Source organism: Pseudomonas sp. TMB3-21, from assembly GCF_054898145.1.
On record NZ_CM142718.1, the window covers coordinates 505,298 to 517,487 of the forward strand.

Genomic DNA, 12,190 nt, shown 5'->3' on the forward strand with positions numbered 1-12,190 from the left:
GTGAACTCTCTGCACTCCTCATCAAGCGAGGAATGCAGATCACCGATGTAGTGCGCGCCGAGCGCAAACTCAGTCAAGTTGGCTACTATCGACTAAGCGGTTTTTGGTACCCATGCCGAGAGTTCTTGCGCGATGCTGATGACCAAGTGGTCATCTGTAATGTCAGCAGAAAACCTCTGCGACAGAATATCTTCACGCCAGGCACCCACTTTGATGCTGCGTTTGAAATCTACCTTTTTGATAAAAAACTGCGCCAGTTGATGCTTGACGCCATAGAGCGTATTGAGGTGCACGTACGTTCAGTGATCGCGCACGAGGTGGGTTATCACGATCCATTGGCGTACCAAAGCAGCAGATTCATCAATCCATCGCAGACCCGGATGTTTAGTAACAGGCAGGGCCGGCAGCGTAACATCTGGAATGAGTGACTCAGCCGCCAAACAGAACAGATAGGGCGCAGCCGCGATGACAGCATCGAATGGCATCGACTTCACGGTAAAGCGATGCCCTTCTGGGTAGTAGTCGAGGCATGGGATTTCGGAACCGCATCGAAGTATTTCGAAATCCTCAAGGACTCGTATAGAAACAGAATCAGCCAACGGCTTGGCCTGAGGAACGCAAAGGTTCTCAAAGAATGGCTGCAGGAAATAAACACGCTCCGCAACCGCTGCGCCCATCACTGCCGTATCTGGAATCAGGTCTCGACGAACCCACTGCCCACCGTGCCTGAGAAGCCTTACTTTCAGCATCTCGCCCTGGACGCAAATGCACGCACTCGTCTCTACGGGCTGATCGCAGTTATTTGGTATCTCGTCAAAGCAATCGGCGCCAATTCAAAATGGATATCCCAAGTAGCTGACGTCATCGACTCCAAGCCGGAGGTGCCTGGCTGTCCATTCACCGCGCTGGGCTTGCCGAATGAGGCTGGCTTCCCCAGACAATTGTTTAATATTTAACCTTGCACCCTTTCCACGACCGACATCTGCGTTCCAGCAACATTGGCAACAATTCGTTGACACCACCTGCGGTATTATCTGGCGCCTTCGCACTTGGTTTTTGAATCGGATGTCCATGCCTTCGCCACTCCCCGACGCCTCTCACCCCCTCCCTCCCGTCCTGGTCGGCCCGCTGTTGCGGCGTCTTGAGCCAACGCGGGTGGTGTTGTGGCTGGTCGGGTCGCGGGCGTTGTCGCTGACGTTGCGTCTGCAAAACCGTGCCGATATGCGCCTGGATGCCGGGCAGTGCACGATCATTCCGGTGGGCGCGCATGCGTTTGTTCATTTGATCGACGTGGCGCTGGACACCGCCCTGCCCTGCGATACGTTGATCGAATACGACCTGCTGATTGATGACGCCGCGACGGGTATCGCCGAGTGGGCGCCGCATCTGTTGTACGGCGAGGCGCGGTCGCCCAATCTGGTTGTTCGCTCAAACATTGATCAGCTGCTGCACGGTTCCTGCCGCAAACCGCACTTCCCTGCGGCCGATGGTTTGCTGTGTGTGGACCGTCTGTTGGCGGCGGAGCACGAAGCGAAAGATCGCCCGGCGCTGTTGATGATGAGCGGCGATCAGGTGTACGCCGACGATGTCGCCGGCCCGACGCTGCGCGCGATCCATGCCCTGATCGAGCGGCTTGGCCTGTTCGAGGAGCAACTTGAAGGTGCCGTGGTCAGCGATAGCGCCAAGCTCTACGAACATGCCGCCAGTTATTACCACCGTGCGGATTTATTACCCGCGCTGCAGGGTAATGAGACGTTGCGTGAGCGATTTTTCGGCGGCGCGCGTAAGCCGATTTTCACCAGCAGCAGCGCCGACAATCACTTGGTGACGTTTGCCGAAGTCATGGCCATGTACTTTTTGGTTTGGTCGCCGACACCGTGGACACTGATCGCACCGAAGCCGCCGAAACTGATCCCCGAACGGCGCAAGCGTTATGCGCTGGAGCAGACGCGTATCGACGACTTCAAGGCCGGGCTGCCCGGCGTGGCTCGGGCCTTTGCGCACATCCCGTGTCTGATGATTTTCGATGACCACGATATTACGGACGACTGGAATCTTTCCGCGCAATGGGAGGAAACGGCCTACGGCCATCCGTTCTCAAAGCGCATCATCGGCAACGCGCTGATTGCTTATATGTTGTGCCAGGCTTGGGGCAACAATCCGGATGCGTTCGGCACGCTGCTGAAGAAGACCGCCGGGCTGATTTCGACCGGGGACGACCGGTATCTGGATAGCCCGGTGCAGGACGAGCTGATCGATGATCTGCTGAAGTTTCAGCGCTGGCATTACGTGCTGCCGACTAGCCCGGCCGTCGTCGTACTCGACACCCGCACCCGGCGCTGGCGCAGTGAGATGACGTTGAAGCAACCGTCGGGTTTGCTCGACTGGGAAGCGCTCAGCGAACTGCAGCAGGAGCTGCTCGATCACCCGTCGGCAATCATCGTTTCGCCCGCGCCGGTATTCGGCGTCAAGCTGATTGAAACCGTGCAACGGGTGTTCAGCTGGTTCGGTTTTCCGTTACTGGTGGACGCAGAAAACTGGATGGCCCATCGCGGCGCAGCGCAGGTGATCCTGAACATTTTCCGACACTCGCGAACGCCCGGGAACTACGTGGTGCTGTCCGGTGATGTGCATTATTCCTTCGTCTACGAGGTACTGATCCGACACCGCACGGCCGGCCCGAGAATCTGGCAGGTGACCAGCAGCGGCATCAAAAACGAATTTCCGCCAAGCCTGCTGGAGTGGTTTGACCGCCTGAACCGCTGGCTGTATTCGCCCCGCTCGCCACTGAACTGGCTGACCAAACGGCGGCGGATGCGCATCGTTCCGCATGTTCCCGAGCATGCTGAAGCAGGTGAACGGTTGTGGAATTCGGCAGGCGTCGGGCAGGTGTTCTTTAATGAAAAGGGACAGCCGCGGGAGATTTATCAGTTGAATGCGGACGGCTCGCCGAAGACGCGGATGGTCGCGCCTGAGGAGGATGGCGGCAGTTCGCCGATGCGTTGAGCGGGGACTACAACAATCACAGAAACGTCTCGGGGCATCTTCAACGATACTCAGTCCAGACGCAGATGCACCGTTTGCGTAACGACCACTCGTAGGTATCGCCTTGTCATCCTGTACTCATTTCTGTACGTTCCTTGCATCAAGCGAGGGCTATTCAATGCAAACCATCAACTACACCACTGCACGTGCACACCTTGCCGAAACCATGGATCGCGTCAACGAAGACCGTGCTCCGTTATTGGTAACTCGTCAGAAGGGCGAGCCGGTCGTGATGATGTCCCTGGCGGAATATAACGCGCTCGAAGAGACCGCCTATTTGCTCCGCTCACCCGCCAATGCTGAACGCCTGATCAAATCGATGGCCAATCTGCGTGCGGGGAACACTGAAACTCGCCAACTCATCGAAGAATGAACATTCAGTTCACGACTGAAGGTTGGGAAGACTATTTGTGGTTCCAACAAAACGATAAGGCACGGCTTAAACGAATCAATTTGCTGATCAAAGCCATTAAGCGTGAGCCGTTCGAAGGCATCGGAAAACCTGAACCGCTCAAACACAACCTGAGCGGCTGTTGGTCACGCCGAATTACTGGCGAGCATCGATTGGTTTATGCAGTTCAGGACGAAGAGATACTGGTGGTGCTGTGCAGATACCATTACTGAATTAATCACCCCTCACAGACTGCCCGACCAACCCCTCTGACAATCAGCTCGACCTCCCGCTGATCTATCGTCAGCGGCGGCAGCAGGCGGATGGTTTTACCGCGCGTCACGTTGATCAACAGGCCGTGATCCCGTGCGGCGATCAGGGTCAGGTCGCGGATGGGCTGTTTGAGCTCGATGCCGATCATCAGGCCCTGTCCTCGAATGGCCAGCACATTCGGATTGTCCGCCAGTTCGTTGCGTAATCTGCCCAGCAGCCGTTCGCCCTGAAGCCTGGCGTTATCCAACAGCTGCTGTTCTTCGATGATCTCCAGCACCGTGCAGGCCACGCGACACGCCAGTGGATTGCCGCCAAAGGTGCTGCCGTGGCTGCCGGGGGTGAACAGTTCGGCCGCTTTGCCTCGGGCCAGGCAGGCGCCGATGGGAATGCCATTGCCAAGACCTTTAGCGAGGGTCATGACGTCCGGGACGATGCCTTCGTGCTGGCACGCAAACCACTCGCCGGTGCGACCGATTCCGGTCTGGATTTCGTCGAGCATCAACAGCCAGCCGTGCCGGGTGCACCTTTCACGCAGGGCCTTGAGGTAACCGGGCGGAGCCAGGTGCACGCCGCTCTCGCCCTGAATCGGTTCAATCATGATCGCTACGATGCGCGAGCCGTGCGCCTGCTGCACTTGGTCCAGCGCCGGCAAATCTCCGAACGGCACTTTGACAAAATTCCCCGGCAGTTTGCTGAAGCCCAAACGAACCGCCGGCCCCTCGCTGGCGGACAACGTGCCGAGCGTACGGCCATGGAAAGCGTTTTCCATGACCACCACCAGTGGCTGCTCGATCCCTTTGCGCCAGCCGTACAGCCGCGCCAGCTTTAACGCAGTCTCGTTGGCTTCTGCGCCGGAGTTGTTGAAAAACGCCCGGTTCATACCCGCCAGCTGCGTCAGCTTGTGCGCCAGGCGTTGCTGCCAGTCGATGCTGTAAAGGTTGGAAGTGTGCAGTAACAGACCGGCCTGTTCGCTGATCGCAGCGACGATTTTGGGGTGCGAATGACCGACATTGGTCACCGCCACCCCGGCCACCGCATCGAGGTATTCGCGCCCGGCCTGATCCCACAGGCGCGTGCCCAGCCCTTTGCAGAAACTCAGGGCCAGCGGTTGGTAAGTGCTCATCAGGCAGGCGGCGGTCATGACATCAAGCTCCATCACAGGTCAGTGATTTGCAGTATGGTTAGCCACCTCAGCTGGATAAACGCTGCATAACTTCAATCTTTTAAAAGCAGAGCTTGATAATGAATCTGTTCCAGGCAATGACCGTTTACGTCAAAGTGGTGGAAGCCGGAAGCATGACCGGCGCCGCCGCAGCGTGCGAAATGTCCACGACCATGGTGGGCAATCATCTGCGCGCACTGGAGAAACGCCTGGGCGTGCGCCTGCTCAACCGGACGACCCGCCGTCAACGTTTGACGGAATTTGGCACCGCTTACTATCAGCGCTGCCTCGAAGTGTTGGGGCTGGTCGCCGAGTCCGAGCGCCTCGCCGAGCAAGCACTTGATGAACCCAGCGGCACGCTGCGGATCACCGCGCCACTGACTTTCGGCACCGAGAAACTGGCGCCGGCGCTGAGTGAATTCACCCTGCTGCATCCGCGGGTGAAACTGGACGTGGTGCTGACCAACCGCCGCCCCGACCTGCTCGATCACGGCTTCGACGTCGCGTTTCGGCTGGGCGTGAGCGAGCAGACCAACCTGATCGCCCGCCCGCTGCTGCCGTACACCCTGACCATGTGCGCATCGCCGACGTACCTGGCCCGCCGCGGTATCCCCGAGCAACCCGCCGATTTGCAACTGCACGACTGCCTGTCCTTCGCCTACCCGGCCGGGGATGACTGGTATTCGATGGAGAAGGAATGGCGCCTGAACGCGCCGGAAGGTGAAGTCACCGTGGCGGTCAGCGGCCCGATGCTGATCAACAGCTCGGCGGGCCTGCATCAAGCGGCGCGAAGCGGAATGGGAATCGTGATGCTGCCCGATGCTTTGGTGGAGCAAGACCTCGAAGACAGAAAACTGGTCGCCCTGATGGAAGATTACCGGCCACCGAGCCGGCCGATGCATTTGATGTACGCCCAGGATCGCTACCGTTTGCCAAAATTACGCAGTTTCGTCGATTTTGCACTGCAGAAATGGGGCGACCACTAGCGGGCCCGACTCGCCTTGAACTAATCTGCGCCACTGGCAGCTCACTGTGATCAAGGCGACAAGGAGAGTGTGATGGTGCAGACCTCGAACACTGAGTCACTGAAGCTCAATCTGTCGGATCTGAACGAAGGGATGCTGCACACCATTCTGGAGCTGGTCAGCGACGGGATTTGGGACTGGAACGCCAACACCGGGTTCGTTTACCGCAATCCCGGCTGGTACGAGATGCTCGGCTACCCTCCTCACTCCCTGAACAACACGGTGTTGACCTGGGAAAGCGTGATCCACCCGGATGATTACCCGCGGGTGATGGCGGTCTTCGATGATTATCTGAATGAGCGCGTGCCCCGCTATCAAGCCGAATACCGCTGCCGCATGCAGGACGGCAGTTACATCTGGATCGAAGACCGTGGTTACGTGCTGGCCCGCAACCCTGACGGTTCGGTGGCGCGGATGGTCGGCGCGCATCGCAGCATCGACGACAAAAAGCGTCTGTTCGAGGCGCTGGAGTTGCGCAATCGATCGCTTGAAGCCGTCGTCGAAGAACGTACCCGTGAGCTGTCCCAGGTTAATCAACAGTTACAAATCCAACTGGAAGAAAACCGCAAACTCGCGGAAACCGATGCACTGACGTCGATCGCCAACCGTTACCTCTTGAGCAAAGCCCTGCCGCAGGAGTGCGACCGTGCTCAGCGTTTCCGCCAGCCACTGTCGCTGATCGCCATGGACATCGACGACTTCAAGGCAATCAACGACCATTACGGCCATGCCCTGGGCGATGCGGCCCTGGTGCAAGTGGTCGAGAGCGTCAGGCGCTGCGTGCGCGAGGGCGATCTGCTGGCGCGCTGGGGCGGAGACGAGTTCATCCTGATTCTGCCCGACACGCCGTTGGCCGACGCCAGACTGCTCGCTGAAGAAATACGCCATTGCCTGGCAAGCCTGCCTGCGGTGGGTGATTTTCGCCTGACCCTGAGCTTCGGCGTGGTCCAGCGCTTTGACGAAGAACAGCAATCCGGGCTGCTCGCCAGAGCCGATCAGGCGCTGTTTCGATCGAAAGTCGCGGGCAAGAATGTGATTTCGGCGTGAGGGTCATTGATTCGTGACAACGCCGCGAAGGTCCAATAGATTAGGCGCCCTGAAAAGGCCCAAGGCTTTCTCGCCTCAACTCAAGTTAAAAGAAGTAGTGAAATTTCAATGTCCGATTCCAATACCGCCGAATCCGTAGTTACCCTGTCGTCCAAAGCGGAATACGAAAACTCCATCAATCTTTCACAGCACGCGCCACAGGCCAAGACCATCAGCGAGATGGTCCTGGACGCGTTCCAGTCCACCCGTGAGAGCGAGCAGATCCGCGAACTGCGCGCCGCCATCCGTCAGGCGCATGACGGTTTCGACGACGATAAAGCCTACGAGTTGATGGGCGAACTCAAGCAACTCAAAGACGCCGAAGCGGCGGACATTGCCGCTCTGGAAGACTTGAGCAGCAAGTTCCCGATCAGTCGCATTCTGTCGAGCTTCAAGGACGACCCGGCGTTTCAGGAAATCGTTTACGGGCTGGCGCTGAAGGTGTTGAAGCAAACGCACCAGGCGATCAGCAACCCGACCAGCGGCAAGAGCAAAGCGGCTCGCGCGAAGAAAGACGCCGAAGTGTTCACCATCAGCAAGGATGGCGAGAGTGTGACGTTGCCGCTGCGCACGCCGCGCTCGCGATTGAACGTGGACCGTAAAGCGCTGGAGTTCCTTGGCTTCACCTTCGTCGGCGAGGGCGATGAGGCAGAGCTGGAAGGCGATACCTTCCTCGACAATGCCGGGACCGAGCAAGCGGTCAACCGCAAGAACATCATCACCGCGCTGCAGCAGCAGACTGCGTTCGACGGGTACAGCATCACCGCGCAATAACGCAGAAACACCCAAGCCCCACGTTGCCCTGCAGCGTGGGGCTTTTTATTGCCTGCTTGATGCGCCCTCAGGCTTTCCAGAAACCACCACCTAAAGCACCCGCCAAAAGGTGGTTGCAAAGTGCCATATCCTTCAGCAGTCAATTCTGATCCTCGCCGCTACGCTGTCCCGTAACGGCACCAGAATTACTTTCCCCAACCCTTGAGCACCACGGGTCCGCCTGCGGGGAGCGTCAACTCACTTTCCAGCCCAAGACTTCAGTGGTGCGATTGCTGAGGTCATCATGCACGCAACCCCTTTATACCGTCAGTTAGCCAACCACTACCTCGACGCGATCCGCAGTGGCACCTTGAAAACCGGTGAACGGTTCCCGTCCATCAGGCTGATGATGGAAAAACACGCGGTCAGCCTGTCGACGGCGGTGCAGGTGTGCCGCGAGCTCGAGGACTGTGGTGTGCTGGAGGCCCGACCGCGGTCCGGCAATTACATTCGCCAACCCGACACCTTGATCAAACCCAAGACAGCCCCTCCTCCCCCGCTGGACAGGGATATTTATGCGGGCATTCACGAGCAAGTGTCGCTGGTGCTCAGGGCGAGCCAGCGCGCGACGATCAAGGTCAACTTCGCCAGCGCCTACTGCGCGCCGGAACTCTATCCGTTGAAAACCCTGCAGGACCACATGATCAAGGCCCTGCGCCGAGCGCCGGCAGTGCTGGGCACGACGGGCACAACCGCTGGCCACATCGCATTACGCACCGTGCTCGCGCGACGAGCGCTAACCGCCAAAACCCACCTGAGCGCCGAGCAGATTGTGATCACCCACGGTGCGACGGAAGCGATGAACCTGGCGTTGCGCGCGGTCACCCGGCCCGGCGACATCGTGGCGGTGGAATCGCCGACGTTCCACGGGTTGCTGCAAATCATCGAAAGCCTGAACCTGCGGGTGAAGGAAGTGCCGACGAGCGCCCACGCCGGGATCAATCTGTTCGCCCTCGAACAATTGTTGAATGGCCCGGAACGGATCAAGGCACTGATCGTTATGCCCAACCTGCAGAATCCGCTGGGCAGCATCATGCCCGACGCCCATAAGGCGCGGCTGGTGCAACTGTGCGCGGCGTACAACACGGTGCTGATCGAAGATGACACTTACGGTGAATTGGTCGATACCGACCAGCCGTGTTCCACGCTCAAGCACTGGGACCGCACCGACAACGTGATTTATTGCGCGTCTCTGAACAAAACCCTCGCGCCAGGCCTGCGGCTGGGCTGGGTCAGCGCGGGCCGGTGGCATGCCCGGGTGGAAATGCTCAAGCATACGCAGTCCCGCAGTTGCGAGACGTTGGCGCAATTGGCCGTGAGTGCGTTCATGAGTACGCCGTCTTACGAACGTTACTTACGACGTTTGCGGAAAACGCTTACCCGGCAACGCGAGCAAATGAGCGCGGCAATCCTGCGGTATTTTCCCGAAGGCACCCGTGTCACCCGCCCCGGTGGCGGCACGCTGCTGTGGGTGGAACTGCCTCGTGAGTATTCGTCCATGGCGCTGTTTCATGAAGCGTTAAAGGCCGGTATCCAGATTTCGCCTGGGGATATCTTTTCCAACGACAACCGTTTCAACCATTTCGTACGTATCGGCTGCGGCGCACCGTATTCGCCGAAGGTAGATGAAGCGCTGGCGACGTTGGGGCAACTGCTGAAACACCAGCGTTAATCACCACCAACCGTAGGAGCAAGCTTGCTCGCGATGAACGATGACGCGGTCATTCAGAAGGACCGCGTGATCGTTGTTCGCGAGCAAGCTTTGCTCCCACGGGGCTCGAGTGATTTTCAGCTCGGGTTCTGGTGCAGGCAGATGATGTGCGGATCGTCGTTCCAGTGCGGAAACAGCTCGGCGATCAGCGGGTCGTGGCCGGGGATCACATGATTTTCGCCATCGGCCAGACGGTCGATCAGGCTGAACCCTTCCAGCGTCTGCGCCATGTCATCGAGAATCGGAAACGGGCTGCGCTGGCGGATGTTCGCCCACAAATGCGCTGCGTCCGAGGCCAACACAATCCAGCCCCGCTCGGTGTGCACACGCACCACCTGGCTGCCGGGCGTATGCCCGCCGACACAGTGCAGCGACACGCCCGCAAGCACCTCGACCGTGCCATTGTGCAAACGCATCCGCCCTTCGAACAACGGCGGCAACGCCGACATCACGTCCTCGACCTCGTAGGTTTTGTTTACCGTGCGATGGGCCATTTTCGGCCCGGTGCAGAAACGCAGTTCCGCTTCCTGCAGATGCACCGTCGCTTTCGGAAACAAGCCCAGATTACCGGCGTGATCCCAATGCAGATGCGTCAGGATCAAATCATCAACCTGCGTCGGATCAATATCCAGCAAGCGTAGGGATTCTTCCGGCAGGCGATACATCTGACGGTCTCGCCGCTGCGCCGTCGCCGGCTGAAAACAGGTGTCCACGACGATGACGCGCTGCTCGTTGCGAATCACCCAGAAGTAATAATCCAGCGGCATCGACGCGTTAGGGTCGCCGCAGCAGGCATCGTAGAGAAAGTTTTCCCGCGCGGTGCGCTGGGCATTGGCGCCGACACGGATGGCGAACACTTCGTACACAGGAATGGTCATTTTCACTTCCCGGTTCACGCTGCGGCAGTGGTTTTGAGGGTCGGTCGAAAATCGAAGTCGATCTGCTCAAGAATGTCCAGATCCTCCGCCAAACGATGCAGGCCGCTGTAGTCACGCATGATCGTCGCGTTCTTGTTGCTCTCCCGCGTGTCAGCGATGATCTGCGCGGCGCCCTTGACGCCAAGCTGCGTCAGAATGGCTTCCCACATCGAGTAGTCCTGGGCGACAAAAGCACTCAGCGCCACCGACAAGGTGCGTGCGAAAAAGCTGCGTTGCACGTCAGGCATGTTCGCGTACATGACCTTGGCCACCTCGGCGAGAATCTTGCTGTGCGCATATTCATCGCGATTGTGCAGCTCGGCCACGCGACGGTTTTGCGGCTGGATAGTGTGGTCATCCGCGAGCAAATCCAGGTACGCGTTGACGCTGATTTCGGCCACCACTGCAAACGTGATCGCCGCCAGATCACGCTGCCATTGCTCCGGCAGTTCTTCGCGCAAGGCGATCAGGCGCAGGTAGGTCACCGACGGCGGCAGGTCCAGATCCTGATCAAGCGACCGCTGCTCTCTGGTTCGCTCGATGGCGCGCAGGTGCATGAGCGTGTGGTAGTGCTCATCGATCAGCGTCTGTTGCATCGCCTCGCGAAAATGCCAGTCGTCCTTGCCCAGATACTGATTGGCGATGACGCTCAGGGCCGGGTTGACCACATGTTCCTCGGCAGTGACGGTGCGCAGGTTGTAGCCGATCCAGCCCCAGGTCAGCACGCTGCTTTTGAGCTCATCGCTCAGCGCCTGGAAGGTCGGATGGTGGAAAAACGGCACCATGCATTCCGGGTAGTCCGCCAACGCCGGATCGAATGCTTCGCTGACTGCGAGCTTGTCCGGCGAACACACGGTCGCCCTTTTGGTCCAGGCCTGATTGAGCCGCACGACCAGTTGATGATCGACCTTGGCGATCTCGATTGCTGTTTGCATGACACGTTACCTGTAGGACGCGTACCCGCACGGGGTACGCCAATTGAAAAGTGCACGACGGATACATCAGGCCAGCCAATAGCGGGTCAGGTTCCGGGCCGGATCGGTGTAACGACTGCGGGCGTGGATCATGCGCCAGTTATCCCAGATCAGCAGGCAGCCATCAGGAATCAGCACCGGCGTGTTGTGCTGCACAAAATAGGCTTCGCCCAGCTTCGCGAATCGAGCCAGCGGCGATGAGCTGCCAGCGACCTTCGAGCGCTGCAAATCAGCCCTGGACGGGTTCACATCGCCGTAGTGAAACTGGTTGTAGCTGAAGCGGAAGATGTCGCCGTCCTCGGTCGGTGTGAGGATGTACTCCTTGACCCGACGCTGCGCGGCCTCGCCGGGTTTGGCAGTAGCGACGAACTCCACGGGCGTGTCATCAAGCCACTCGCGCAACGCGGGCTCGGTGCGCTGCAGAAACTGTAGAAACTGGTAGCCGTCGACCAACCCTGTGTGCCCGCCGCCGCAGGTTGCCTGTTGATGACAATGCAACGCCAGGTAGCGCGGCGGCGGCCCGTACACCGGCGCTTCGGTGTGCGGGCCGATGCCGTTCATGCTCTGGGAATACGGCAATTCTTCGTAGCCCGGCTTGCGGGTAATGGCGAAGGCAATTTGCCCGTTGAACTGCGGAATGATCTGACCGAACGTTTGCAGTGTGCCTACAACATCATCGGCAAACTCGTCCGGCGTCAACACCGCCCAGCCTTGTGCCGCCAATTCTTCGTGGCGGTGGCCCAGTGCAACATAAGGCTTGGATGCAACAATCCCTTGATCTGACATGGTGAAG

General features: G+C 58.9%; 11 protein-coding genes and 1 pseudogene. 8 read left to right on the forward strand and 4 right to left on the reverse strand.

What is annotated here, in order from left to right; all coding sequences use genetic code 11:
• Nucleotides 1-32 precede the first annotated feature (32 nt).
• From ACYZTS_RS02455 to ACYZTS_RS02470, 4 genes and pseudogenes are all read left to right on the forward strand, one after another.
• A pseudogene (locus ACYZTS_RS02455) lies at nt 33-956 on the forward strand (Abi family protein).
• Nucleotides 957-1,065: 109 nt separating this feature from the next.
• Entirely contained in the window at nt 1,066-3,006 is a 1,941-nt protein-coding gene (locus ACYZTS_RS02460) for an alkaline phosphatase D family protein (RefSeq protein WP_461993769.1), read from the forward strand.
• A gap of 157 nt (nt 3,007-3,163) precedes the next feature.
• Nucleotides 3,164-3,418, forward strand: a complete 255-nt coding sequence (locus ACYZTS_RS02465) for a type II toxin-antitoxin system prevent-host-death family antitoxin (protein WP_461993771.1) — start codon at nt 3,164-3,166, stop codon at nt 3,416-3,418.
• Nucleotides 3,415-3,669 (forward strand): Txe/YoeB family addiction module toxin, encoded by a 255-nt coding sequence (locus ACYZTS_RS02470; RefSeq protein ID WP_461993773.1) that lies wholly within the window; start codon nt 3,415-3,417, stop codon nt 3,667-3,669. Before ACYZTS_RS02465 ends, ACYZTS_RS02470 begins: the two co-directional genes overlap by 4 nt.
• 5 nt (nt 3,670-3,674) lie before the next feature.
• Here the strand turns inward: ACYZTS_RS02470 and ACYZTS_RS02475 are convergent, their stop codons facing one another.
• Entirely contained in the window at nt 3,675-4,850 is a 1,176-nt protein-coding gene (locus ACYZTS_RS02475) for an acetylornithine/succinylornithine family transaminase (RefSeq protein WP_461993775.1), read from the reverse strand.
• Nucleotides 4,851-4,951: 101 nt separating this feature from the next.
• Here ACYZTS_RS02475 and ACYZTS_RS02480 point away from each other — a divergent pair, with 101 nt between their 5' ends.
• The 4 genes from ACYZTS_RS02480 to ACYZTS_RS02495 all read left to right on the forward strand — a co-directional run bounded on the left by ACYZTS_RS02480 (nt 4,952) and on the right by ACYZTS_RS02495 (nt 9,467).
• Nucleotides 4,952-5,857 carry a LysR family transcriptional regulator gene (locus ACYZTS_RS02480; RefSeq protein ID WP_461993776.1) on the forward strand — a complete coding sequence of 302 codons (906 nt, stop codon included), beginning with the start codon at nt 4,952-4,954 and terminating at the stop codon, nt 5,855-5,857.
• A 72-nt stretch (nt 5,858-5,929) separates the two neighbouring features.
• Entirely contained in the window at nt 5,930-6,943 is a 1,014-nt protein-coding gene (locus ACYZTS_RS02485; protein WP_461993778.1) for a sensor domain-containing diguanylate cyclase, read from the forward strand.
• A gap of 108 nt (nt 6,944-7,051) precedes the next feature.
• Nucleotides 7,052-7,756: a hypothetical protein gene (locus tag ACYZTS_RS02490; RefSeq protein ID WP_461993780.1), complete on the forward strand. Its 705-nt coding sequence runs from the start codon at nt 7,052-7,054 to the stop codon at nt 7,754-7,756.
• 283 nt (nt 7,757-8,039) lie between these two features.
• Nucleotides 8,040-9,467: an aminotransferase-like domain-containing protein gene (locus ACYZTS_RS02495; RefSeq protein ID WP_461993782.1), complete on the forward strand. Its 1,428-nt coding sequence runs from the start codon at nt 8,040-8,042 to the stop codon at nt 9,465-9,467.
• A 116-nt stretch (nt 9,468-9,583) separates the two neighbouring features.
• On the opposite strand, the gene ACYZTS_RS02500 is transcribed toward ACYZTS_RS02495, so the two are convergent.
• The 3 genes from ACYZTS_RS02500 to ACYZTS_RS02510 all read right to left on the reverse strand — a co-directional run bounded on the left by ACYZTS_RS02500 (nt 9,584) and on the right by ACYZTS_RS02510 (nt 12,183).
• Nucleotides 9,584-10,384, reverse strand: a complete 801-nt coding sequence (locus ACYZTS_RS02500) for an N-acyl homoserine lactonase family protein (RefSeq protein ID WP_461993783.1) — start codon at nt 10,382-10,384, stop codon at nt 9,584-9,586.
• A 14-nt stretch (nt 10,385-10,398) separates the two neighbouring features.
• Nucleotides 10,399-11,358 (reverse strand): diiron oxygenase, encoded by a 960-nt coding sequence (locus ACYZTS_RS02505; protein WP_461993785.1) that lies wholly within the window; start codon nt 11,356-11,358, stop codon nt 10,399-10,401.
• A gap of 66 nt (nt 11,359-11,424) precedes the next feature.
• Nucleotides 11,425-12,183 (reverse strand): TauD/TfdA family dioxygenase, encoded by a 759-nt coding sequence (locus ACYZTS_RS02510; protein ID WP_461993787.1) that lies wholly within the window; start codon nt 12,181-12,183, stop codon nt 11,425-11,427.
• Nucleotides 12,184-12,190: the final 7 nt, after the last annotated feature.